This is a genomic window from Merdimonas faecis, assembly GCF_001754075.1.
In the GTDB taxonomy this organism is placed as follows: Bacteria; Bacillota; Clostridia; order Lachnospirales; family Lachnospiraceae; genus Merdimonas; species Merdimonas faecis.
In genome coordinates this window covers 204,395-227,132 of sequence record NZ_MIEH01000018.1, presented here as the reverse complement: position 1 = coordinate 227,132, position 22,738 = coordinate 204,395, and the positions used below count along the sequence as shown (strand labels likewise).

Sequence of the window (22,738 nt, the reverse complement as noted above, 5' to 3'; positions counted from 1 at the left end):
CTATAAGACAATCTTGCTGATCTTATCCATCACCTTGACCGTGTCGTCCACACTTCGGATGGCACACATGATCGTGTCATCCCCGGCAATGCATCCCACAACTTCATTCCACTTCATGGCATCCAGGGCCGCCGCAACTGCCATAGCCATTCCGGCCACGGTCTTGATCACCAGGATGTTCTGCGCCATATCCATGGACACATATCCATCCTTCAGCACCCGGATATATTTCTCGCTCATGCTGCTCTCTGTTCCCTGATGCAGCGCATAGCGCTGTTTCCCGTTTTCCGAAGGGATCTTGGTAAGCTTCAGATCCCGGATATCACGGGAAACCGTGGCCTGAGTCACTTTAAAGCCTTCCTTTGTCAGATAGTCCGCCAGCTCCTCCTGGGTCTCGATATGATATTTGTTGATCAGCTCTATGATCTTTGCGTGTCTGTTTACCTTCATTCTCCTAATTTCCCTTCATTTTTCTCCGAAGCGTCTCCAGAAAACTAACCTTGCTTAGTTTTATAAATTTTGTAGATGCCTTTGCACGCCGGATCTCTACCCGTTCTCCGGTCCTTAAGACTCTGGTATCCGCACCGTCAAAGCTTACGATCACCTCTTGCTCTGCATTGTCGCGTCCCCTGCCGATCTCTACCACGATCTCGTCCTCCGGCGAGAGAACGATACTGCTGGTATTCAGCGCATGGGAGCAGATCGGGGTGATCACGATCAGCGATGCGGTCGGCTCCACGATAGGTCCGCCTGCCGAAAGATTATACGCAGTGGATCCGGTAGGTGTGGAAATGATGATACCGTCCGCTTCATAAGAATTCAGAAGAGCGCCGTTGACATAAAGGCGGAAATGGATCACCCGAAGTTCTCCCTTCCGGCATACCACGATGTCGTTGAGCGCCACGTCCTCTTTCTGGCCCTCGAAAGAGCCTTCCAGCATCATCCGGTCCTCCACCTCATAATCTCCTGCCGCAATCTGCCGTATAGCCTGGTCAATATGGGATACCTCCACCTCTGTGAGATACCCGACAGTTCCCATATTGATTCCCAGAACCGGCACATCCCGTTTCCAGAGCAGTCTCGCCACTTCGATCAGGCTTCCGTCACCGCCGATGACCACAGCACAGTCCAGATCCTCCGGAATCGATTCCCGGATAATATTTTTCTTCTCATCCTTCTGACAGAGGATACAGGTTTTCCCCGCCTCTGTAAGGAGGCTTTTCACCTTTGCCGTCACACTGTGATCAGTATCCTTTCCGTCATTGGTCACAATCAAAAAACGATCCATAATTTCTGATTCCTCTATTTTTTCGCTAATGTATCAAATGCCAGATCTACGATCTCTTTTCTGCGTGTCTCGTCAATCTGTGTCCCGGGTGTCTCTGTTTTACAAAGATGCACCAGATATTCAATGTTTCCTTCCGGCCCCCTGATCGGAGAAAATTCCAGATCCCGGACTGAAAAGCCGATTTGCAGGGCGTAGTCGATCACCTTGGTGATCACTTCCAGATGTGTACTCTTTTCACGGACAACTCCCTTTTTTCCGACTTTCTCTCTCCCCGCCTCAAACTGAGGTTTGATAAGCGCTGCAATCTCGCCGTCCTCCGTCAGATAGTTCCGGATTGGCAGCAGCACCTTTGTCAGTGATATAAAAGAGACGTCAATGGAAGAAAAATCTATCGGCTCTCCCAGATCCTCCGGAGTCACATAGCGGATATTTGTCTTTTCCATACAAACGACCCTGGGATCATTCCGCAGCTTCCAGTCCAGCTGTCCCCTTCCCACATCAATGGCATACACTTTCTTCGCCCCGTTCTGGAGCATGCAGTCGGTGAACCCTCCCGTGGAAGATCCCACATCTGTGCAGACCTTCCCCTCCACACTCAGGTCAAAGTTTTTCAGCGCCTTCTCCAGTTTGAGGCCTCCTCTGCTGACATAAGGAAGCGTATGTCCCCGTACTTCAATGGAGACGTCCTCCGGAAATGCAGTTCCTGCTTTATCCTCTCTCTGCCCGTCTACAAAGACATTTCCAGCCATGATAACAGCCTTCGCCTTTTCTCTGGAGGCAGCCAGATTTCTCTTTACCAGTAATACATCCAATCGTTCTTTCATGTTATCTCCTATTTCTGACAGACAGCCTTTTCAATCTTTGCCGCCACACATTCTGCGCTGGTTCCGGTCTCCTTCCGCAGGATATCCACATTTCCATGCTCGACATATTCATCCGGAAGTGCGCTGACAAGTACACGGACAGGCAGATTTTCCCGACAGGCAAACGCCTGTACCCGTTCTCCGAAACCTCCTGTCTGTACATTTTCCTCCAGAGTCACGATCCAGTCATGATCTTTTGAAAGTTCCCGGATCATGTCTTCATCAATAGGTTTTACAAACCTGGCGTTGACAAGCGTACAGGAATATCCCCGTTCCTTTAACAGTTCCCGGATCTTTACCGCCTCTTCGAACATATGCCCTGCCGGCAGAAGCGCAATATCTTTTTCACGGACGATCATCTCGCTCTTTCCGTAGACAATCGGCGCCCGGTATTCTTCGAATCCGTCATAGGCGGTTCCTCTTGGATACCGAAGGGCAATGGGGCCGTCATAAGAAAGAGCAAACCGCAGCATATCGGCCAGCTCCCATTTATGCTTCGGCGCCATCACCGTCATATTGGGTGTGCTGCCAAGATAGGACAGATCAAAGATCCCCTGATGGGTTTCTCCGTCGCTTCCGACCAGCCCGGCCCGGTCTACCGCCAGCACCACCGGCAGATTCTGCAGCGCCACATCATGGATGATCTGGTCATAGCCTCTCTGCAGAAAGGAGGAATAAACCGCAAATACCGGCTTCATTCCGCCGGCTGCAAGTCCTGCCGCAAATGTAACGCCATGGCCTTCCGCAATCCCCACGTCAAAAAACCGGTCCGGAAACATATGCGCAAAGCGCTTCAGCCCCGTACCGTCCGCCATTGCCGCGGTAATAGCCGTAATCTTCTTATTCTCTGATGCCGCGTCGCACAGCACCTTCCCGAATACATCTGTATACGTATCCTTTTTCTTTGGCTCATTAACCTCTCCGGTCCGCACCTCGAACGGCCCTACGCCGTGAAATTTATCCGGCTGCTCTTCTGCCGGCGCATAGCCTTTGCCTTTCTTGGTCATTACATGGAGAAGCACCGGCCCCTCCATTTTCTTCGCCTCCCGGAAAGCCCGGCACAAAAGGGGAATATTATGTCCGGGAAGCGGTCCCAGATATGTGATCCCCATATCTTCAAACAACATCCCCGGCACCACCAGCTGCTTGATGCTGTTTTTGGTCTTCCGGATCTGTTCGATCATACGGTCTCCCACCACCGGCACTGTCTGAAGCGCATTGGTCACGCCTTTCTTCAGGCCCGTGTAGATATCCGCAGTCCTTAGCCTTGCCAGATACTGAGACATGCCTCCCACGTTTTCTGAAATGGACATATGATTATCATTGAGCACGATGATAAAATTCGTCTTCAAAGAAGCCGCATTGTTCAGCGCCTCATATGCCATCCCTCCGGTAAGAGATCCGTCGCCGATCACAGACACTACATGATAATCCTCTCCTTTTAAATCCCTGGCATGTACATACCCAAGCCCGGCCGAGATCGATGTAGAGCTGTGTCCCGTATCAAAGGCGTCGCACTCACTTTCCTTCCGCTTTGGAAATCCGCTCATACCTCCGTATTTTCTCAGATCGTCAAAGCCTTCCCGCCTCCCGGTCAGGATCTTATGGGTATAAGACTGATGTCCTACATCCCAGATCAGTTTATCCTTTGGAAGATCAAACATCAGATGCATGGCGATGGTAAGTTCTACAACGCCCAGATTGGAGGCCAGATGTCCCCCGTTCCTGCTGATCTTTTCCAGCAGAAATTCCCGGATTTCCCCGGGCAAAAGTTTAAGTTCCTCTTCAGACAGTTTTTTTATATCATTTTCCTTTTGTATCTTTTCCAATACCATCCAGAAAGCCCCCTCTATCTGTCTCTGTGGATCAGCTGGCACAGCAGCTGCTCCAGAAAGTGATTTTCTTCCGGCAGCTGATGAAGCAGGCTTATCGCTTCTTCTGAAAGTTCTTCTACAGCCCTTCCTGCCTCCTCTATACCCATCAGCGTTACATAGGTGGTCTTTTCATTTTTTTCATCGCTGTGTACCGGTTTTCCCAGCACTTCACTGGTGCTGGTCACATCCAGGATATCATCCTGGATCTGAAATGCAACGCCCACATTCCTTGCGATCTGTTCCACCATCCGCACTTCTTCCTCCGATGCGCCGCCAAGGATCGCTCCGATCATCATTGACGCCTCTATCAGTGCCGCTGTCTTCAACTCATAAATCGTATCAAGAATTTCCTTTGATACCTCGTGTCCTGTCTCCTTCACATCAATGACCTGTCCTCCGATCATTCCGTAGATTCCGGCCTTTTCTCCCAGGACAGTCAGCGCTCTTCCGATGGTCAGGCTTTCCTCCGGATCCATAACAAACGCACGGAACGCTGTCTCGAATGCATAATTAAGAAGAGCGTCCCCCGCCAGGATTCCCATATTTTCTCCATAAACCACATGGGTGGTCTTTCTGCCCCTGCGGTATTCATCATTATCCATAGCAGGCAGATCATCGTGCACCAGTGAATACGTATGGATCATTTCGATGGCTGCCATAAAAGGCTTAAGTGCCGGAGAGTGCTCTCCAAACAGCCGGGCAGTCTCACTCATCAAAAGCGGACGGAGCCTCTTTCCTCCCGCCAGAAGACTATAGCACATTGCCTCCATGATCACGCTCTGATATCCCTTCTGTTTCGGAAGATATTCCTGCAGAACAGCTTCCACCGCCTGCACTTTCTGTTCCATCTGTTTGCTAAAATCACATTTCGAATTCATGGGTTTCTCCTTCTTCATCCAGCACCAGCATTTTTTTCTCCACCTGATCGATGGTGCTGCTGCACTTCTTTAACAGATCCATTCCTTTATGATACAGGGCAAAGGAATCCTCTAATGACAGTTCTTCTGTTTCCATCTGGTTCACTGTTTTCTCCAGCACGGCAAACATCTCTTCCAACGATTCCTTTTTCTCATTCTTCTCCATGCTCTTCCTCCTTAAGACCAGTCACCGATGTGTAAATCACTCCGTCCGTCACATGTACGGAAAGGGCACTGCCTTTGCGTACTTGCTGCACACTTCTGACACTGTTTCCTTTCTCATCCTCCACATACGCATATCCCAGATTCAGCTTCTTAAGCGGTGACAGGCCCTTCATTTTTTCAATGTACAGGGCAAGGCGATGCCTTTCCTTTTGTATTTTCCCCTCCATACACCTCTTCAGACGTTCCTCATATTCTACCAGAAGCTGCTGGCGCTCCTGCAGCTGATATCTGGGGTGCAGCACTTTAAGCCTCGTCACATACTGGCGAAGCTGCATCCGGGCAAGCTGGATTTTCTGGCCCAGCAGCCTTTTCAGTTTTAAGTCTGTCTCCTGCATCCGGGACTGGACCTGCAAAAAATCATACACCGCAAGCTCCGCCGCCGCGGAAGGCGTGGGAGCCCGAAGATCCGCCACGTAATCTGCAATCGTCGTATCCGTTTCGTGTCCCACCGCAGAAATCACCGGCACTGTACAGTCAAAGATGGCCCTTGCAACGATTTCCTCGTTAAAAGCCCAGAGATCCTCTATAGATCCGCCGCCTCTTCCGACAATGATCACATCCACGCCCTGGCGCTCCAGCATGTGAATTCCCCGGGCCACACTTTCCGCAGCGCCCTCTCCCTGCACCCTGGCAGGATAAAGGATCAGCTGTACATAAGGATTCCGTCTGGCGGAGATATTCATGATATCACGTACCGCCGCCCCGGTAGGAGCCGTCACGACTCCCACACGCCCGGCATAAGCCGGGATCTCTTTTTTATATTCCGGGGCAAACATCCCCATCTCTTCCAATTCTCTTCTCAGCGCCTGGAATCGTTCATAGAGACGACCTTCCCCGTCCAGCCGTATTTCTCTGGCATAAAGCTGATAGGATCCGCTCCGCTCGTATACATTGACAGATCCAAACACCACCACCTGCTGGCCTTCACTCATACGAAAAGAGAGCCCGCCCCTCTGCCCTGCAAACATGACGCAGGCAATGGTTCCGGACTCATCCTTTAATGAAAAATATATATGTCCTGATGTATGATACTTGCAATTTGAAACCTCACCCTTAACATAGATCCTGGACAGCATGAAGTCCTGGGTGAACATATTCTTAATGTAAGCATTTACCTGCTTTACCGTATATACATTTTTTGTCATCGCTTACTCCTGATCAATCTGCAAGCTTTGCAAGCACGCCGTTGACAAATGCTGGACCCTCTTCACTGCTGTATTTCTTTGCAAGCTCTACTGCCTCATTGATGGCTACGCCCACCGGCACTGTCTCGTCCCATTTCATCTCGTAGACCGCCAGTCTTAAGATCGTAAGATCCACCTTATTCATACGGCTGGTTTTCCATCCCGTGGTATGGGAATTGAGCAGTTCGTCAATCTCAGGGATCTTCTCTTTGATCTTTTCTGTCTTTGTCTTCACATACTCAAGCTCCTGCGGACCTGCGCCTTCCATCTCTTCTGTATAGGTCCCGATCTGTTCAGAAAACTCGGCGCCGTCACGGAATTCTATCCCGAACAGGATCTTAAAGATATGCTCACGTAATTCTGATCTTTTCACTTAGTCTTCCTCCGGAACTTCCACGCCGGCCACACGGATATTCACATCCGCCACCTCAAGCCCGGTCATATTTTCAATGGCTGCCTTTACCTTTTCCTGTACCTTGGTAGTGATCTCTTTGATACTGTATCCATATTTCAGGTTCAGTGACAGGGATACTGTTACCACGCCTTCCAGCACGTCCACCTTCACGCCCTTGGAAAGAGACTTCATCCCAAGCTTGCTGATCAGCTCTCTGGTAGCGTTTCCCGCCATAGACGCCACGCCTTCTACTTCCATTGCCGCAAGACCTGCGATCATTGCGACGACTTCGTCCGCGATCTTGACTTCACCAAGGCTTTCATCTGCCTGGATCGTATATGTGTTTCTTTCATCTTTACTCATCTTGGAAACCTCCTGTCTGGTCTTACACTTCTATTCATTATAACAAATTAATCAGGATTTGCCTAGTAGGAATTATTGTTCTCACGGCCCGCTTTAGCGTCCGAACTCTGACAGCACCAGATTGTCGTTGCGCTCCACGGTCATGCGGATGCTCCACTCATTGACGAACAATAAGAGCGGACGTCCCTTTAAATCCTTTACCTTCTTCATGTCTGAGGTGCCGTTGATCTTGTCCACCTCAGTGCCGCTGCTTTCGATCCAGCGGATGTATTCATAGGGAAGGCTGTCCATCCGGATCTCCACGTTATATTCGTTTTCCAGCCGGTATTTCAGAACATCAAACTGCAGCACGCCCACTACGCCTACGATGATCTCCTCCATTCCCGTATTAAACTCCTGGAATATCTGGATGGCGCCTTCCTGGGCAATCTGATTGATCCCCTTGATGAACTGTTTACGCTTCATGGTATCTACCTGCCGCACCCTGGCAAAGTGCTCCGGCGCAAAAGTAGGGATGCCTTCATAGGCAAACCGTCTGGCAGAAGTGGTCAGTGTATCGCCGATGGAAAAGATTCCCGGATCAAACACACCGATGATATCTCCGCCATAGGCCTTGTCAATCATCTTGCGCTCGCTTGCCATCAGCTGCTGCGGCTGGGACAAACGGACTTTTTTACCGCCCTGCATATGCCACACGTCCATGCCGGCTTCAAACTCTCCGGAGCAGATCCGCATAAATGCGATCCGGTCCCGGTGCGCCTTGTTCATATTTGCCTGGATCTTAAAGACGAACGCAGAAAAATCCGGCTCCTCCATCGGGTCGATGGGGCCGGCGTCCGACATCCTTGGAAGCGGGGATGTGGTCATCTTTAAGAAATGCTGCAAAAAGGTCTCCACGCCGAAGTTGGTAAGCGCGGAACCAAAAAATACCGGAGACAGTTCTCCTTTGCTGACCAGCTCCTGGTCAAAGACGGCTCCCGCTCCGTCCTGAAGCTCGATCTCTTCTTCCAGCTGAAGTTTCTGGGAGTCTGAGATCAGCCAGGAAATCTCCGGGTCATTAAGAGCCACCTTTTTTACCTCTCCCTGTGTCGTCCCCTTTTGAGTTCCGGAAAAGATTTCCACCATCTTTTCTTCCCGGTCATAAACGCCTCTGAATTCCTTTCCGGAGCCGATGGGCCAGTTGATGGGACAGGTGGCAATTCCCAGCTCCTGTTCAATATCATCCAGCAGTTCAAAGGTATCCATGGCCTCCCGGTCCATCTTATTGATAAAGGTAAAGATCGGGATATGGCGCATGGTACATACCTTGAACAGCTTTCTTGTCTGCGCCTCCACGCCCTTGGACGCGTCGATGACCATCACCGCGGAATCCGCGGCCATCAGCGTCCGGTAGGTATCCTCAGAAAAGTCCTGATGGCCGGGCGTATCCAGGATATTGATACAATATCCGTCATAATTGAACTGTAAGACCGAAGAAGTCACGGAGATTCCTCTCTCTTTTTCGATTTCCATCCAGTCTGATACCGCATGTCTGGCTGTCGCCTTTCCCTTGACGCTTCCGGCCTGGTTGATGGCTCCGCCATACAGCAGAAATTTCTCGGTCAGGGTCGTCTTTCCTGCATCCGGATGGGAGATGATCGCAAATGTTCTCCTCTTGGCGATCTGCTGTTTTACTTCCTTTGAGATCTCTGACATATATGATAACACTCCTAATATATGATATCCGCATCAATGCGCTATTAGTCAGTATATCATACATAATCTGAATCCACAAATATATTTTTTATTCTGCCTCGGCTCCTACCGGAGTAATGACCACATTCTGCGCCGCCACTCCTGTCTTTCTGGTCACGATATCCTCAATCTGAGCCAGGTTGGCCTCGCTTAATTCTGAAGCGCCTACCACCACGTCTGCAGAATCCGCTGTCATGCTTACCACTGCATCTGTAAATCCCTTGGATGCAAGCAGGGTCTCAGCAGCCGCTTCCTTCTCTGCATAATCAGTCATCGCCACCATCTGGTTCACTGCATCCTGTTTCTGTTCATCGCTTAGGTTTTCATTGTCAATGATCTCCATCAATGATTCTTTATTCTGGGCCCGCACCTGCTCCCTGGTCACCTTTGCCTCCGCAACCACACTGCTTGCCTCTCCACTGGTCAGCACCGCCTCCCCTGGCGTCCCTTCCACGCTTCCGTCTTCCTGGACCTCACTGTCCTGGCTTTCAATATCCTCCGTGGACGCTGTCACATCCTCCTCTGAGATATCTAAAAGTTCCTGGTTTGAAAGATCTGCATTGGCTTCTTCCGTATCATTCCCGGCCGGAAAGATCCGTCCGGAATAGTTCAGGTAGCCTGCTGCCGCGATCATGACCGCCAGCGCCGCAATGATGATCTGATTTTTCTTGAATATCTTTTTCACTGTTCACCCTCCTGCTCTTTGCCCTGTCATGTTTGATGCTTCTTCATTATCCTAATCTTATGCGATTCCACTCCAAATAATGCCTCAACCGCCTCGGTTATATTCTGTTTTACCTGGGCTTTGTCCCCGCCCGGTGCGATCACCACCACGCCCCCGATCTTCGGACTTAACTCTTTGCTGATATAGGGCGTCCCGTCCTGCCCGTCTCCCTGGGCGTAAACGGTGGTCTCCTCCCGGCTGGACTGGTCCGTATCTCTGCTGCCCCCCTGACTGTCTGATTCCGTTACCGTTTCTCCTTCATAGGTTTCATCTTTTTCCACTATGCGTTCCGCCGACGACTCCAGGGTGATCATGACCGTTACCTCTCCGGCTCCTTCGATCTGGGACAGCGTATCCGCAAGCTTTTCTTCCATATATTTCACATACTCCGCCTGGCTCCCTGCCGTCCCTTCTGCGGCTCCTTCTCCAGAACCGCTCTCCAGGACCCCGCTGCCCGCTCCGCTTCCTGCCTCTTCGTCCTCCCCTCCTACGGGAATGGCGATCACCACCAGCAGGATTCCAAGAAGCAGCAGAATCAGAAGCTGATCTTTTTTTAGATTCCGGATGTTTTTAATGGAAAACTTTGCGAAAAAGTCTCCCGTCTTTTTATTGCCCAATCTCTATCTCCTCCACTTGGATCTGTCCTGATTTTTCACTATCCCCTTCCGTATCCTGCGGCTCTCCGGCTGTTTCTTCGATAGGAGCGATATTGTTAAGAAATTCCGAGGATTCCTCGATCTTTTTCATCTGCTCCTGATATGCACTGCTGTCATAGAGATTCACCAGGTCCTTTTCCATACCGAATATCTTCAGGATTGGGGTTGCAAGAAGAATCACCAGAACCAGCCCTGTAAAAAAACGGATATATTTCTGGTAGTCTGAGTTTGGCAGCAGATGGAGCACCGCGGTCACCATGATCATATAAAATGCAATGTTTCCAATCCACTCATAAATATACTCCAGCATCTCTTCCTCCCTATGTGCTGCTTGTAACCGCGGAGACTACTGCTACTGTCAGAAGGAACAGCACCCCCGTTGTAAAGACGACCCGCATAAGAAGCCTTACGCCTTCTCCCACTGTCTCCACACAGCCTGTGATCCTGGGATCAGACACCGGCTGGATCACTGCCGCCGCCAGTTTATATAAAAGTGCCACACAGGCCACCTGGATCAGGGGCACCAGACACAGCGATACACAGATCAGCGCACCGGTCATGCCAATCCCGTTTTTTACCAATACCGCCGTTCCCACAGCTACTTCCGCCATGCCGCCCAGCGCGTCGCCTACTCCGGGGATCGCCTCCGCACCCCGGGTCAGGATGCTTCTTTTGACAGAGTCGATAGCAGGACTGATCATCCCCTGTATCACATTGATCCCCACCACGCATGCCAGCAGGGTTTTCAGACTCCAGGATACGCATAGCTCGATCAGCTCCGCAAACTTTGTCAGATACCCTTCCAGGGACAGGTCATTCAGCACACGGACCAGCATATAAATATGGATTGCCGGCAGAAGGATACTGCTGATCAAAAGCTCCACCAGATAGATGAGAAACAGTACCAGCTGATAAAAAGCCACAGCCGTCACACTGCCTTTTGCCACTGCCACTGCCGCAAAATACAAAGGACAGAACACACCCATAAAAGATGTCAGCGCCTCTATCCCGCTCTCGACCCATTTTGTCACCGCCGAGAAGGTATTCAGCGCCAGTGCGATCATAAGAAGATACAGCGCATAAAAACTAATCTCCGATAGCTGCCTGCTCTGGAAAACCTTGGAAAAGTTGCTGAATACTGCTGCGATCAACGCAATCATCAGCATGTGGACCAGCTGATCCTTTCCGGTGCGGACCGCATAGGTAAACTGATCAGCTATCAGCTGATTGAACAGCTCCGCCGTCAGAGTAAGGTCTCCGGAAAGCACGTCCTCCAGCACACTCCGGAACTCCAGGCGTTCTTCCGGAAATAATTCCTTTAACGATGCGTCAATTTCATCAAAGTCAAACCGGGAGAGGATTTCTTCCTGTATCTCTCTTTCATCTGCCCCCTGAATTTCTTCCTCTTTTGTCTCCTCTGTCTGTCCCGTTTCCTTCCCCGCATCTCCGGCCAGGACGGGAAGCGGAGTCCAAAGCCCCCAGACACAAACGGACAGAGATACCAGCAGCCCCAATAGTCCGGCCAGGGCTCTTCCTACCTTTTTCCACATTTTTCTTTTCATGACAAAAATTCCCGGATTGTGTCAAGTAGGGCTGTAAGAATCGGCATACTGAGTACCAGGATCATAAGCTTCCCGAATATTTCAATCTGCACCGCTATGGTCTGGTATCCCGCATCCTTACAGATCCCGGAGGAGAATTCCGCCACATATGTAATCCCGATCATTTTGATCAGCGTACTGATATAGGCCGTGTCCATCCTTATATACTCTCCGATCACCGAAAGTGCGTCCACCATGACCGAAAGCTGCCCGATGACTGCCAGAAAAATGAAAAGACTCAATGCCACGCTAAGATAGATCCCATATTCGGATTTTCCGCTTTTGAACTGAACCGCCAGCAGGACTCCTGCCACTCCCAGGATTCCGATCTGCATCATATCCATATGCCTTCCCCTTCCTTTCTGTCACTTTTACAGTGAAAACAGCCGCCGGATCGACTCAAACAGATCATAGATGTACGGCACAATCCAGAACAGAACCAGCAAAAGCCCTGCCAGGCTGGTCAAAAATGCCTGCTCCTCTCTCCCGCTGTGCTTCAGCACCTGGCTCAGGATCGATACCAGGATGCCTACCGCCGCTATTTTAAATAACAGACTGATATCCATGGATGCCTCCTCTTGTCCGCTGATTTTCTATTTCCATCAGCAAAATATTTATACCAGCAAGATGGTGAGGAATATCCCGCTCATGACGCCAAGGCAGTGGCACAGCCGGATCCTGGTCTTCATCCCCTCCCTCTTCTCTTCCATTGATTTCTTTAGTTCCTCCAGATACAGATCCAAAGACCGGATCTGCGCTTCCATGTCCGCATTGCCGAGTCTTTTTCCTATCTCAGACAGTTTATCCTTCTCTTCTTGTTCAAGCCCGGATTCCCGAAGAGACTCTTGTATTCCTCCGCTCCAGATCTGGCAGAAAGGAACGCCTGACTTTTGGCGCATTATCTCTGACATTCCAAGGAGCCATCCCCGGTAAGGCTCTGGAGCCGACTCGCCGATTTTCGCAAAAGCTTCCTCCAGATAAGATCTGGCATACAGGATCTCACTGCGCAGCGCATATAAAAGAGACTGTAACAGGCGCATCTGCTCATATTGCTCCCGCAGCCGTTCCGCCGCTGCCATACCCCATAGCGTAGTAGCCCCGATGATCAGGAGACTGCCTGCCAGCTTTAACATGCCTGTTCGCCGGGCAATTCCTCCCGGTACAAAAGGCTCCCCCTCTCATCATATATGCCCTGTACCTGGCCAACTCGTTTTTGGTTTCCCAGCAGTACATACCGCTCAAAGCTGCCCTTTCGGACCAGCTGCTGCAGCAGTGGCTTTCGCCTCAGTTCCTCCATGGATCCGGCATGGACCGTCGCCAGAATCCTGCATCCGCAGTGCATGGCATATTCCATGGCATGTACATCCTCCGGGCTGCCGATCTCATCTGCCGCTATCACCTCCGGCCCCATGGACCGGATCAGCATCATCATCCCTTCGGCTTTGGGGCAGCCATCCAGAATATCGGTACGCTTCCCCAGATGATTCTGCGCCACGCCGCGCCAGCAGCCACCAAGCTCGGAACGCTCGTCCACGACCCCCACCGTCCTTCCGGAAATCCAGGCATTTCCATCTGAAATCTGACGGATCAGATCCCGGAGAAGCGTTGTTTTCCCACATCTCGGAGGTGATACCAGAAGTGTATGGCAGATTTCCTTTTCCTGCACAAGATAAGGAAAGATCCGGTCCGCACACCCCTGCACCTCATGAGACATTCTCACATTAACGGAAGATACATATTTCAGATTTTTCACATGTCCATCTTCCAGGATCACCTGTCCCGCCATTCCTACTCTGTGTCCTCCTTCAATTGTAATAAATCCCTGCTTCATTTCCTGCTCATAGGCATAAAGAGAGTAATTGCTGATATATTCCAGCGTCTCCCGCATATCCGCCTCCGTCACCAGATACGGGCGGTCCCGCTGATTGTGCAGCATCATCTCACGCCCCTGATAAATCAACAGAAGCGGTTTCCCAGTTCGAAGCCTTATCTCCTGCAGATACTCATATTTAAGCCTCTTTCCTGTCAGCAGACCACGCACACCGCGCGGCAGCACATGTAAAATCTGATCTTCCCGCATATCTTTGTCCACCTCTTTATCTCCATGTATATGAAGAGGCAGGAAAAATATGCAAACAAATTGGGGACGTACACTTTTGCAAAAAGTGTACGTCCCCAATCGCAATATCGGGTGTCCCTAATTGGAAAATACCCTGTCCCTTTTGGGCTTTATTCTGCTACGTCCTTCATGCTGAAGGAGAATCTTCCCATTTTGTCTTTGCCAAGGCAAACGACTTTGACCACGTCTCCCAGTGTCAGCACATCTTCTACACGCCCTACTCTTTCTTTGGAAAGCTTGGAGATGTGTACCATTCCTTCTTTACCCGGAGCAAATTCCAGGAATGCGCCGAATTCTTTGATGCTGATGACCTTTCCTTCCAACACCTGTCCGGCCTCGAAATCGGTAACGATAATGTGGATCAGCTTTCTTGCCTGCTCCATGCCGTCTGCATCAGTGCCGCAGATGGATACGGATCCGTCGTCTTCGATATCGATCTTCACGCCGGTCTGCTCGATGATAGCGTTGATGGTCTTTCCTCTCTGTCCTACCACGTCACCGATCTTCTGTGGATCGATCTGCATCTGGATGATCTTCGGTGCATACTCACCCACCTCCGGTCTCGGCTCAGCGATGGCTTTATTCATTACTTCATCTATAATGTAGGTTCTTGCTTTTTTGGTTGCTGCGATAGCTTCCTCGATGATCGGTCTGGTCAGTCCGTGGATCTTGATATCCATCTGGATAGCCGTGATTCCCTTGTGGGTTCCGGCAACCTTAAAGTCCATATCTCCAAAGAAGTCTTCCAGTCCCTGGATATCGGTAAGCACCAGATAATCATCATCTGTCTCTCCGGTCACCAGTCCGGCGGAAATACCAGCCACTGCGCTCTTGATCGGCACACCGGCCGCCATCAGTGACATGGAGGAAGCACACACGCTGGCCTGTGAGGTAGAGCCGTTGGACTCGAAGGTCTCAGATACGGTACGGATCGCGTAAGGGAATGTAGCCTCATCCGGCAGTACCGGAATCAGCGCACGCTCTGCCAGCGCTCCGTGTCCGATCTCACGGCGTCCCGGACCTCTGGAAGGTCTGGTCTCGCCTACAGAATAGGACGGGAAGTTATAGTGGTGCATATATCTCTTGGACGTCTCGGTCTCATCCAGTCCGTCCAGTCTCTGTGCATCAGAAAGCGGCGCCAGAGTAGTGATATTGCAGATCTGTGTCTGTCCGCGGGTAAACATGGCAGAGCCATGAACTCTCGGGATCAGATCTACTTCAGCCGCCAGCGGACGGATCTCATCGATGGCACGTCCATCCGGACGCTTGTGATCCTTTAAGATCATCTTGCGCACTGTCTTCTTCTGGTACTGATAAACTGCCTCGCCAAGCACGGAGAGCCACTCTTCGTTCTCAGCAAATGCTTCCTCTAATTTATCTGTGATCTGACGGATATTTTCTTCTCTGGTCTGCTTGTCATCCGTAAATACCGCTTCTTCCATCTCAGCCGGCGGAACGATCTCACGGATAGCCGCAAACAATTCTTCCGGAACCGCAAAGCTTTCATAAGCATGCTTTGGCTTGCCACATTCTGCCACGATCGTCTCGATGAAAGCGATCACCTTCTGGTTCAGCTCATGAGCCGCAAAGATAGCGTCGATCATCTGCTGCTCCGGCACCTCATTGGCGCCCGCCTCGATCATGATCACCTTTTCTTTGGTAGATGCCACAGTAAGTGACAGGTCAGAAACGGTCTTCTGTGCTTCTGTCGGGTTAAACACGAATTCTCCGTCTACCAGACCTACCTGTGTAGCTGAGATCGGTCCGTCAAACGGAATATCAGAAATACTGGTTGCAATAGCCGCGCCCAGCATCGCAGTCAGCTCCGGTGAGCAGTCCTGATCAACGGAGAGCACCAGATTTTCCAGCGTCACGTCATTGCGGTAATCCTTCGGGAATAGCGGACGCATAGGACGGTCGATCACGCGGCAGGTCAGGATGGCATTCTCGGACGCCTTACCCTCACGCTTGTTAAATCCTCCCGGGATCTTTCCTACTGCGTACATACGCTCATTGTATTCTACACTTAAAGGAAAAAAGTCAATCCCTTCTCTTGGCTTTTCGGATGCTGTAGCCGTACACAGAACTGTCGTGTCGCCATAGTGCATCAGCACTGCTCCATTGGCCTGCTTTGCTACTCTGTCCACATCTACGCGCAGAGTCCTTCCGGCCAGCTCCATCTCATACTTTTTGTACATAATGTTCTCCTTTTAACAAATATTTCCTGCGGGCCGTCCACGCACCGAAACTACTGAAAAAAACACCGGAGAAAATCCGCAGTTTCTCAAATGTCCTTTTCAGTGGTCTCGGTTCTTACACGGCTGCCCGCAATCTTAAATATTATAGCATATTGTATAAAAATGTTCCACTACAAAATTGATAAAAGCTGCCGTATTCTATTACAGACACGGCAGCTTTTTGTTTTTTTGTCCTTATTTTCTCAGACCAAGTTTCTCGATCAGAGCACGATATCTCTCGATATCTTTCTTTCTCAGGTAAGCAAGAAGACCTCTTCTCTGTCCTACCATCTTCAAAAGACCTCTTCTGGAGTGATGATCCTTTGGATTTGCCTTGAAATGATCTGTCAGATCGTTGATTCTAGCTGTCAGGATCGCAATCTGAACCTCCGGTGAACCTGTATCTCCTTCAGTTCTTCCATAATCTCTGATAATCTGTTCTTTCTGTTCCTTTGTGATCATGTTCTTTTCCTCCTTTATTCTCTTAAAAACGCCGGATATTAAGTGACGGTCGGAGTGATCCTGTCACCGGATATCGGCTTTCACACTCGGTTAGTATAACACAGGGTTCTCCCAATGTAAAGATAATTTCCTCTCAGGCTCTAAAAAACCTGCGTCCTGCATCCAGATCCTGGCTGACAGCCCTCTTTAATTCATCCACACTTTCAAATTTTCTCTCCGGACGCCGGTATTTCAAAAACTCCACAAGGATCTCCTTTCCATACGCATCTCCCTGATAGCCAAACAGAAAGCTCTCTACCAAAAGTCTTTCCCCGTCTGATACGGTAGGCTTTACTCCTACATTGGAAATCGCATGGTACCGATCCCCTCCAATCCGGACATCGCTGAAATAGACTCCATTGGGCGGAACGATCTTGTCTGCCGGCCAGTGAAGGTTTACCGTCGGGAACCCAAGGGTACGCCCCAGCCGTTTCCCGTGCTCTACCACACCATCTACTCCATAGGGATAGCCCAGCATTTCTTTCGCTTTTTCCACATCGCCTTCCCGCAGTACCTCCTTAATGTAGGTACTGCTGATGATGCGGTCTTGATACCGTTCCTTTTCTATCACAAAAAGCTGGTATCCATACCTCTTTGCATAATCCGCCAGCATATGGACATCGCCTCTTTTTTCATATCCAAACCGGAAATCAGTTCCCACAACCACAAACCTTGCATGGAACAGTCCGCAGATAATTTCTTCAATAAACGCTTCTGCGCTCATCTGGCTGAACTTTGTTGTAAACGGGCAATCCACCAGAAAATCCACCTGCCCGGCAAGGTGAAGTTCACGTTCCCGCTTGTCCATGATAATCTGCGGAACAGCCGAGATCCGTTCCCACAAAGGATGCATATCAAACGCGCAGACAATACTGTTGACGTTATTTTCTTTGCTTAATTCCCGGACCTTCGAGACTAATTTCTGATGCCCCTTATGGAGACCGTCAAATTTCCCGAAAGTCACTGCTGATTCTCTGTCACTTTCATATTGCGACAGCCCTTTGATATACTGCATATGATACCCTCTTTATCCTCTAACTTTCTTTTTCCGGGAAAAACATCTTAACAATCCCGAGACTTTTTCCCATATCTTCCCATGCATACAGAGCAATAAACTGTCCGGACATATCATAAAGCCTTACCTGCCCCTGTCTGTCCGAAAGCTCTGATCCGCCGGGAATCATCCATTCCACAGCCTGATCTGGCAGCTTACCGCCGTTTCTGGCCAGCTTTTCCCACTCGCTTTTTACAGACACCGCCGGAAGATTCCGGAAAACCTGATCCACCTTCAGGATCTTTTCATTCAGCGTGCCCTCTTCCTTTCTTCTGCTGATCTCGGAAAGCTTCATACTCTCGCCGATCTCAAACATTCCCGACCGGGTCCGCAAAAGCTCCTCCATACATCCCCCGCATCCCAAGCTTTCCCCGATGTCCTGGCACAGGGTGCGGATGTAGGTTCCCTTGGAGCACTTCACTTCCATCCGGACTCTCGGAAGATCAGCCGAGAGGATCTCGATTCCGTAGATGGTGACCATGCGGGGCTTTCGTTCAACGGTCTTCCCTTCCCGTGCCAGCTCATAAAGCTTTTTCCCGTTTACTTTGAGTGCCGAATACATGGGCGGCACCTGGGGATAAGTCCCCTGAAAAGAAAGGACCGCCCGGCGCACCTCTTCTTCCGTAAGATGCTCCGTGTCCGAGACAGCCAGGGTTTCCCCGGTGGTATCCTGGGTGTCCGTGGTCCTGCCAAGGAGAAGTACGGCCTCATAGGTTTTTTCCTTCTCCGTCAGAAGATCACACAGCCTTGTCGCCTTTCCCAGGCATACAGGAAGCACCCCTTCGGCATCCGGATCCAGAGTTCCGGTATGGCCGATCTTTTTCTGGCCGATGATTCCTCTTAGCTTCGCCACCACATCGTGGGAAGTATACCCTTTTTCTTTATATACATTCAGGATTCCATGTACCATCACGCTTCTTCTGCCTCTTCTTCCAAAAGCTGTGCTTCCATCTGCCCTGCCAGATTGTTCAGAACGTCATGAGGCGTTCCCGCCATGGAAAAACCGGCTGCCTTTGCGTGGCCGCCGCCGCCAAAGTAGGCTGCGATCCGGCTTACATCCACCTTTTCCTTGGATCTTAAGCTGACCTTATAGACAGAAGCGTCTGTCTCATACATGAAGATTGCTACCTCCACGCCTTTCGTGACACGCATCTGGCTTACGATACCGTCCAGATCCTTTGGCTTCACTCCATAAAAATCCATGGTCTTTTTGGTAATATAGGAGGCAATGCACTTTCCATCCATAAAGACGATGCTCTCCAAAAGCGCCCGGCCCAGGATCTGGTTCTGCGCATAGCTCTTTTCATAATATGTGTCCTGGATCAGTTTTGGCGCATCCACGCCCTTTTCCAGAAGCTTTGCCGCCGCACGGAATGTAGACGGCCCCGCACAGGAATACTGGAACACGCCGGTGTCATGGACGATCCCCAGATAGAGAAGCTCCGCTGTCTTTTTGGAAATCTTTTCGTATTCCAGAAGGTCGTACACCAGCTCTGATGTGGAGCTGGCATCCGGGACAATATGATTATACTCTGCAAATTCTTCATTGCTGACATGATGGTCGATGCAGCATGTATGAATGGCCTGCTCATACAGTGCCTTAGAAAAGCCAAGTCTTTCTTCATCACCGCAGTCCAGGCAGATGAAAAGATCATAGACCTTTCCCTCCGGGATCTGATGGCGCACCACTCCATCCGGGACATAGGCGGCGTAGGCATCCGGGATCTCCTCCAGATACACATCCACCTGTTTTTCCGTCTCGTTTTCCGTCAGATACTGATACAGGCCCAGACAGGAACCTACACAGTCCCCGTCCGGCCTGATATGTCCGCCGATCGCGATCGAGGCGGCATCTTTAATTATCTTCTTCAACATCATTCTCACCTTCTGCTGTCGTCATACCCTTCGTCACTTCTTCAATCTTCTTTGACATGTTGACGCCATACTCGATGGACTGATCCAGAACAAAATGAATCTCCGGGGTATTACGCATATTCAGAGTTCTGGCCAGTTCTCTGCGGATGAACCCTTCTGCGCTTCTTAGCCCTTCGATCGTATTCTTCTGCTCCTCCTCATCCCCGAGCACACTGATGTATGCCTTACAGGTCTTAAGGTCCGGCGCAACCTCCGCCGCTACCACCGAGGTCCAGGGCGCCACGCGGGGATCCTTGATGCCGCTTCGTATGATGCTGCTCAGTTCCCGCTGTACTTCCGTGTTCACCCGGGTGTTCTTAATACTTCTTTTTCTCATGATCCATCCCTCTTTCATACAGACGGCAGGAAATCCCTATCTTGGGATCTCTACCATCTTGAATGCTTCTACCTGGTCTCCTTCTTTCACATCATTGAAATTATTGAATACAAAACCACACTCATAGCCTGATCTTACTTCTTTTACATCATCCTTGAATCTCTTTAAGGAAGCAAGACTGCCCTCGTATACTACCACGCCGTCTCTTAAGATCCTTGCCTGGCAGTCCCGTTCAAAGGTTCCGTCCAGCACATAGGATCCGGCAATGGTTCCCACTCCGGAAGCCTTGAACAGCTGACGGACTTCCGCGTGTCCCAGTACCTTCTCTTCAAATACCGGATCCAGCATACCCTTCATGGCAGCTTCCACATCCTCGATCGCATTGTAGATGACACGGTACAGGCGGATGTCCACGCCTTCACGGTCCGCTGTCTCTTTTGCGGTAGCATCCGGACGTACATTAAATCCGATGATAATCGCATTGGATGCAGATGCAAGGCTTACGTCAGATTCGTTGATGGCACCGACTCCTCCATGGATGATCTTCACCACAACTTCATCATTGGACAGCTTCAGAAGGCTCTGCTTCAACGCTTCTACAGATCCCTGAACATCGGCTTTTACTACGATGCCCAGTTCTTTTAAGTTTCCTTCCTGGATCTGTGTAAACAGGTCATCCAGGGAAAGTTTACTCTTAGTCTCTTCCAGCAGTTTGACCTTGCCCTGAGAAATGAAGGTCTCTGCAAAATGTCTGGCTTCTTTATCATTCGGGCAGCAGACAAAGACTTCGCCTGCATTCGGCACGTCGTTCAGTCCTAAGATCTCTACCGGCATGGACGGACCTGCCTCTTTTACACGACGGCCCTTGTCGTCCATCATGGCGCGGACTTTTCCGTGAGCGCTTCCGGCTGCGATAGCGTCTCCCACCCGCAGGGTTCCTTTCTGTACCAGAACTGTCGCTACAGATCCACGGCCCTTATCAAGCTCTGCCTCCAGCACCAGTCCACGGGCACGGCGGTTCGGATTGGCTTTCAGTTCCATAACTTCCGCGGTCAGGACGATCATTTCCATCAGATCCTCCAGGCCCTCTCCGGTCTTAGCAGACACCGGAACGAAGATGGTGCTTCCGCCCCAGTCTTCCGGAATCAGTTCATACTCTGCCAGTTCCTGTTTTACACGGTCGATATTCGCACTCGGCTTATCGATCTTGTTGACAGCCACTACGATCTCGACTCCGGCTGCTTTCGCATGGTTGATCGCTTCTACCGTCTGCGGCATCACACCGTCATCGGCAGCAACAACCAGAATCGCAATATCTGTAGAGCTTGCACCACGCATACGCATAGCCGTAAACGCCTCGTGTCCCGGTGTATCCAGGAAGGTAATCTTCTCCCCGTTCACCTCTACCACATAGGCGCCGATATGCTGTGTGATTCCTCCGGCCTCTCTGTCGATCACATTGGTGTGACGGATTGCATCCAGAAGAGAGGTTTTTCCGTGGTCTACGTGACCCATGACACAGACTACCGGCGGACGCTTCTTCATCTTGCTTTCGTCTTCTTCGTCCTCCTTTAAGAGTTCCTCGATCACGTCTACTACTTCTTCCTTCTCACACAGAACATCAAATTCCAGTGCAATCTCTTCTGCGGTCTCGTAATCGATCTCCTGGTTCACAGTAGCCACTTTGCCCTGCATAAACAGCTTCTTTACGATCACAGACGGAACGACCTTCATCTTATCTGCCAGCTCCTTGATGGTCAGGACCTCCGGAATCACGATGGATTTTACTTCTTCCACCTTCTGCTCCTTCTGCTGAGGCTTCTGCATCTGCTGCTTAGGCTCGTTTTTCTTCTTGCCCTTGTTCATTCTGTCATCGTCGTCATCTCTGCGGTAATCTTTCTTTTTATAGTCGTCTTTTCCTTTGCCCTTGGATCTTTGCGGTTTCTGACCTTCCATGGACGGCGCCGGGATAGAGGATGCGCCTCCCCGTCTGTCCTGACGGTCGCCATTCCTGCGTCCCTGGTGACGGTCGGATCTCTCGCCTCTTCCGTCTCTGTCACGGTCTGCGCCCCGTCCCTGACGGCGGTCATTCCTGCCGTCTCTTGACTGTCCGCCGTTTCTGTCGCCACGGTCATTTCTCTCATTTCTTCCGCCGCTTCTGTCACCACGGTCATTTCTCTCGTTTCTTCCGCCGTTTCTGTCACCGCGGTCGCTGCGCTCCTGCTTCACATCCTGGCTTCTCTCCGGGCGCTTCTCTGCCGGACGCTGCTCCCGTACCGGCTTTTCTGCCTTTTCAGATGCTGGCTGCTTTGCCGGTGCCGGCTGTTTTACCGGCGCTGCCTGCTTTACTGATTCTTCTTTCTTTACTTCTGCAGGTGCGGTTTCTGTCGGACGGGCCGCTGCCTTCTTTGCCGGACGGCCGTTATTGACCTGCATCGGTTTTCCCTGCATGGCCGGACGGGCTCCGGCCTGCGGACGTCCTCCCTGTCTTCTACCCTGTTTTCCGCCGTTCTGGGTGTTCTGCGGACGGAATACATGTACGATATTTTTCTTCTTGGGCGCCTCTTTTGCCGCTTCACTTTTTGAGAATTCCTGCTTCACAAGCTGTGCCTCATTCTCTTCAATGGCGCTGCTGTGGCTCTTGACTTCGATATTCTTTTTGCCAAGGAACTCGATGACTTCTTTGCTTTCCACCCCCAGCTCCTTAGCAAGCTCATATATTTTCACTTTTGCCATACTATCTACCTCCTCTA

General features: G+C 50.6%; 25 protein-coding genes. All 25 read right to left on the bottom strand.

The window, feature by feature from the left end; all coding sequences use genetic code 11:
• On the bottom strand, positions 1 to 450 hold the full coding sequence (gene argR, locus BKD12_RS09815) for an arginine repressor (protein ID WP_070089138.1): 450 nt from the start codon (positions 448 to 450) through the stop codon (positions 1 to 3).
• Positions 451 to 454: 4 nt separating this feature from the next.
• Complete coding sequence (locus BKD12_RS09810) at positions 455 to 1,288, bottom strand: NAD(+)/NADH kinase (RefSeq protein ID WP_070089137.1); 834 nt, start codon at positions 1,286 to 1,288, stop codon at positions 455 to 457.
• A gap of 14 nt (positions 1,289 to 1,302) precedes the next feature.
• The gene (locus BKD12_RS09805; protein ID WP_070089136.1) at positions 1,303 to 2,112 is read right to left on the bottom strand and encodes a TlyA family RNA methyltransferase; all 810 of its coding nucleotides are present in this window, start codon (positions 2,110 to 2,112) and stop codon (positions 1,303 to 1,305) included.
• Between the two features lie 8 nt (positions 2,113 to 2,120).
• Positions 2,121 to 3,986, bottom strand: a complete 1,866-nt coding sequence (gene dxs, locus BKD12_RS09800) for a 1-deoxy-D-xylulose-5-phosphate synthase (protein WP_070089135.1) — start codon at positions 3,984 to 3,986, stop codon at positions 2,121 to 2,123.
• 14 nt (positions 3,987 to 4,000) lie between these two features.
• Positions 4,001 to 4,903: a polyprenyl synthetase family protein gene (locus BKD12_RS09795; protein WP_070089134.1), complete on the bottom strand. Its 903-nt coding sequence runs from the start codon at positions 4,901 to 4,903 to the stop codon at positions 4,001 to 4,003.
• Positions 4,887 to 5,108, bottom strand: a complete 222-nt coding sequence (xseB, locus tag BKD12_RS09790; RefSeq protein WP_070089133.1) for an exodeoxyribonuclease VII small subunit — start codon at positions 5,106 to 5,108, stop codon at positions 4,887 to 4,889. The genes BKD12_RS09795 and xseB overlap by 17 nt, the downstream gene beginning before the upstream one ends.
• Positions 5,095 to 6,312, bottom strand: a complete 1,218-nt coding sequence (gene xseA, locus BKD12_RS09785) for an exodeoxyribonuclease VII large subunit (protein ID WP_070089132.1) — start codon at positions 6,310 to 6,312, stop codon at positions 5,095 to 5,097. The genes xseB and xseA overlap by 14 nt, the downstream gene beginning before the upstream one ends.
• A 13-nt stretch (positions 6,313 to 6,325) precedes the next feature.
• Positions 6,326 to 6,724 carry a transcription antitermination factor NusB gene (nusB, locus tag BKD12_RS09780; protein WP_070089131.1) on the bottom strand — a complete coding sequence of 133 codons (399 nt, stop codon included), beginning with the start codon at positions 6,722 to 6,724 and terminating at the stop codon, positions 6,326 to 6,328.
• Entirely contained in the window at positions 6,725 to 7,108 is a 384-nt protein-coding gene (locus tag BKD12_RS09775; RefSeq protein WP_070089130.1) for an Asp23/Gls24 family envelope stress response protein, read from the bottom strand. It lies immediately after the preceding gene.
• A 93-nt stretch (positions 7,109 to 7,201) separates the two neighbouring features.
• Positions 7,202 to 8,803, bottom strand: coding sequence for a peptide chain release factor 3 (locus BKD12_RS09770; RefSeq protein WP_070089129.1), 1,602 nt, complete (start codon positions 8,801 to 8,803; stop codon positions 7,202 to 7,204).
• An 88-nt stretch (positions 8,804 to 8,891) separates the two neighbouring features.
• Positions 8,892 to 9,527, bottom strand: a complete 636-nt coding sequence (locus BKD12_RS09765; RefSeq protein WP_070089128.1) for a SpoIIIAH-like family protein — start codon at positions 9,525 to 9,527, stop codon at positions 8,892 to 8,894.
• Between the two features lie 26 nt (positions 9,528 to 9,553).
• A complete protein-coding gene (locus BKD12_RS09760) occupies positions 9,554 to 10,183 on the bottom strand; it encodes a SpoIIIAG-related protein (RefSeq protein WP_242872753.1) in 630 nt (209 codons plus the stop codon).
• Entirely contained in the window at positions 10,173 to 10,532 is a 360-nt protein-coding gene (locus BKD12_RS09755; RefSeq protein WP_070089127.1) for a stage III sporulation protein AF, read from the bottom strand. The genes BKD12_RS09760 and BKD12_RS09755 overlap by 11 nt, the downstream gene beginning before the upstream one ends.
• Before the next feature lie 10 nt (positions 10,533 to 10,542).
• Entirely contained in the window at positions 10,543 to 11,784 is a 1,242-nt protein-coding gene (locus tag BKD12_RS09750) for a stage III sporulation protein AE (protein WP_070089126.1), read from the bottom strand.
• Complete coding sequence (gene spoIIIAD, locus BKD12_RS09745) at positions 11,781 to 12,167, bottom strand: stage III sporulation protein AD (RefSeq protein WP_070089125.1); 387 nt, start codon at positions 12,165 to 12,167, stop codon at positions 11,781 to 11,783. Before spoIIIAD ends, BKD12_RS09750 begins: the two co-directional genes overlap by 4 nt.
• Before the next feature lie 27 nt (positions 12,168 to 12,194).
• The gene (gene spoIIIAC, locus BKD12_RS09740) at positions 12,195 to 12,389 is read right to left on the bottom strand and encodes a stage III sporulation protein AC (RefSeq protein ID WP_070089124.1); all 195 of its coding nucleotides are present in this window, start codon (positions 12,387 to 12,389) and stop codon (positions 12,195 to 12,197) included.
• A 48-nt stretch (positions 12,390 to 12,437) separates the two neighbouring features.
• Entirely contained in the window at positions 12,438 to 12,956 is a 519-nt protein-coding gene (locus tag BKD12_RS09735) for a stage III sporulation protein AB (protein WP_070089123.1), read from the bottom strand.
• Positions 12,950 to 13,903 carry a stage III sporulation protein AA gene (spoIIIAA, locus tag BKD12_RS09730; RefSeq protein ID WP_070089122.1) on the bottom strand — a complete coding sequence of 318 codons (954 nt, stop codon included), beginning with the start codon at positions 13,901 to 13,903 and terminating at the stop codon, positions 12,950 to 12,952. The genes BKD12_RS09735 and spoIIIAA overlap by 7 nt, the downstream gene beginning before the upstream one ends.
• A 149-nt stretch (positions 13,904 to 14,052) precedes the next feature.
• Positions 14,053 to 16,140: a polyribonucleotide nucleotidyltransferase gene (locus BKD12_RS09725; protein WP_070089121.1), complete on the bottom strand. Its 2,088-nt coding sequence runs from the start codon at positions 16,138 to 16,140 to the stop codon at positions 14,053 to 14,055.
• Between the two features lie 234 nt (positions 16,141 to 16,374).
• On the bottom strand, positions 16,375 to 16,641 hold the full coding sequence (gene rpsO / locus BKD12_RS09720; protein ID WP_070089120.1) for a 30S ribosomal protein S15: 267 nt from the start codon (positions 16,639 to 16,641) through the stop codon (positions 16,375 to 16,377).
• A gap of 133 nt (positions 16,642 to 16,774) precedes the next feature.
• Positions 16,775 to 17,695 (bottom strand): bifunctional riboflavin kinase/FAD synthetase, encoded by a 921-nt coding sequence (locus BKD12_RS09715; protein ID WP_070089119.1) that lies wholly within the window; start codon positions 17,693 to 17,695, stop codon positions 16,775 to 16,777.
• Between the two features lie 19 nt (positions 17,696 to 17,714).
• Positions 17,715 to 18,644, bottom strand: coding sequence for a tRNA pseudouridine(55) synthase TruB (gene truB, locus BKD12_RS09710; protein WP_070089118.1), 930 nt, complete (start codon positions 18,642 to 18,644; stop codon positions 17,715 to 17,717).
• Positions 18,644 to 19,609, bottom strand: a complete 966-nt coding sequence (locus BKD12_RS09705) for a DHH family phosphoesterase (protein ID WP_070089117.1) — start codon at positions 19,607 to 19,609, stop codon at positions 18,644 to 18,646. Before BKD12_RS09705 ends, truB begins: the two co-directional genes overlap by 1 nt.
• Positions 19,590 to 19,985 (bottom strand): 30S ribosome-binding factor RbfA, encoded by a 396-nt coding sequence (gene rbfA, locus BKD12_RS09700; protein WP_070089116.1) that lies wholly within the window; start codon positions 19,983 to 19,985, stop codon positions 19,590 to 19,592. Before rbfA ends, BKD12_RS09705 begins: the two co-directional genes overlap by 20 nt.
• A gap of 36 nt (positions 19,986 to 20,021) precedes the next feature.
• Positions 20,022 to 22,721, bottom strand: coding sequence for a translation initiation factor IF-2 (infB, locus tag BKD12_RS09695; RefSeq protein WP_083262922.1), 2,700 nt, complete (start codon positions 22,719 to 22,721; stop codon positions 20,022 to 20,024).
• Positions 22,722 to 22,738: the final 17 nt, after the last annotated feature.

What these genes read in the sequence shown, in the direction of transcription:
- BKD12_RS09705 (WP_070089117.1), bottom strand. Translation starts at nt 19,609, where the DNA reads ATGTTGAAGAAGATAATTAAAGATGCCGCCTCGATCGCGATCGGCGGA.
- xseA (WP_070089132.1), bottom strand. Translation starts at nt 6,312, where the DNA reads ATGACAAAAAATGTATATACGGTAAAGCAGGTAAATGCTTACATTAAG.
- BKD12_RS09750 (WP_070089126.1), bottom strand. Translation starts at nt 11,784, where the DNA reads ATGAAAAGAAAAATGTGGAAAAAGGTAGGAAGAGCCCTGGCCGGACTA.
- truB (WP_070089118.1), bottom strand. Translation starts at nt 18,644, where the DNA reads ATGGTACATGGAATCCTGAATGTATATAAAGAAAAAGGGTATACTTCC.
- BKD12_RS09810 (WP_070089137.1), bottom strand. Translation starts at nt 1,288, where the DNA reads ATGGATCGTTTTTTGATTGTGACCAATGACGGAAAGGATACTGATCAC.
- BKD12_RS09735 (WP_070089123.1), bottom strand. Translation starts at nt 12,956, where the DNA reads ATGTTAAAGCTGGCAGGCAGTCTCCTGATCATCGGGGCTACTACGCTA.
- BKD12_RS09715 (WP_070089119.1), bottom strand. Translation starts at nt 17,695, where the DNA reads ATGCAGTATATCAAAGGGCTGTCGCAATATGAAAGTGACAGAGAATCA.
- rpsO (WP_070089120.1), bottom strand. Translation starts at nt 16,641, where the DNA reads ATGATCACAAAGGAACAGAAAGAACAGATTATCAGAGATTATGGAAGA.
- spoIIIAD (WP_070089125.1), bottom strand. Translation starts at nt 12,167, where the DNA reads ATGGATATGATGCAGATCGGAATCCTGGGAGTGGCAGGAGTCCTGCTG.
- BKD12_RS09775 (WP_070089130.1), bottom strand. Translation starts at nt 7,108, where the DNA reads ATGAGTAAAGATGAAAGAAACACATATACGATCCAGGCAGATGAAAGC.
- BKD12_RS09795 (WP_070089134.1), bottom strand. Translation starts at nt 4,903, where the DNA reads ATGAATTCGAAATGTGATTTTAGCAAACAGATGGAACAGAAAGTGCAG.
- rbfA (WP_070089116.1), bottom strand. Translation starts at nt 19,985, where the DNA reads ATGAGAAAAAGAAGTATTAAGAACACCCGGGTGAACACGGAAGTACAG.
- infB (WP_083262922.1), bottom strand. Translation starts at nt 22,721, where the DNA reads ATGGCAAAAGTGAAAATATATGAGCTTGCTAAGGAGCTGGGGGTGGAA.
- BKD12_RS09725 (WP_070089121.1), bottom strand. Translation starts at nt 16,140, where the DNA reads ATGTACAAAAAGTATGAGATGGAGCTGGCCGGAAGGACTCTGCGCGTA.
- spoIIIAC (WP_070089124.1), bottom strand. Translation starts at nt 12,389, where the DNA reads ATGGATATCAGTCTGTTATTTAAAATAGCGGCGGTAGGCATCCTGGTA.
- argR (WP_070089138.1), bottom strand. Translation starts at nt 450, where the DNA reads ATGAAGGTAAACAGACACGCAAAGATCATAGAGCTGATCAACAAATAT.
- dxs (WP_070089135.1), bottom strand. Translation starts at nt 3,986, where the DNA reads ATGGTATTGGAAAAGATACAAAAGGAAAATGATATAAAAAAACTGTCT.
- BKD12_RS09755 (WP_070089127.1), bottom strand. Translation starts at nt 10,532, where the DNA reads ATGCTGGAGTATATTTATGAGTGGATTGGAAACATTGCATTTTATATG.
- BKD12_RS09805 (WP_070089136.1), bottom strand. Translation starts at nt 2,112, where the DNA reads ATGAAAGAACGATTGGATGTATTACTGGTAAAGAGAAATCTGGCTGCC.
- xseB (WP_070089133.1), bottom strand. Translation starts at nt 5,108, where the DNA reads ATGGAGAAGAATGAGAAAAAGGAATCGTTGGAAGAGATGTTTGCCGTG.
- BKD12_RS09770 (WP_070089129.1), bottom strand. Translation starts at nt 8,803, where the DNA reads ATGTCAGAGATCTCAAAGGAAGTAAAACAGCAGATCGCCAAGAGGAGA.
- spoIIIAA (WP_070089122.1), bottom strand. Translation starts at nt 13,903, where the DNA reads ATGCGGGAAGATCAGATTTTACATGTGCTGCCGCGCGGTGTGCGTGGT.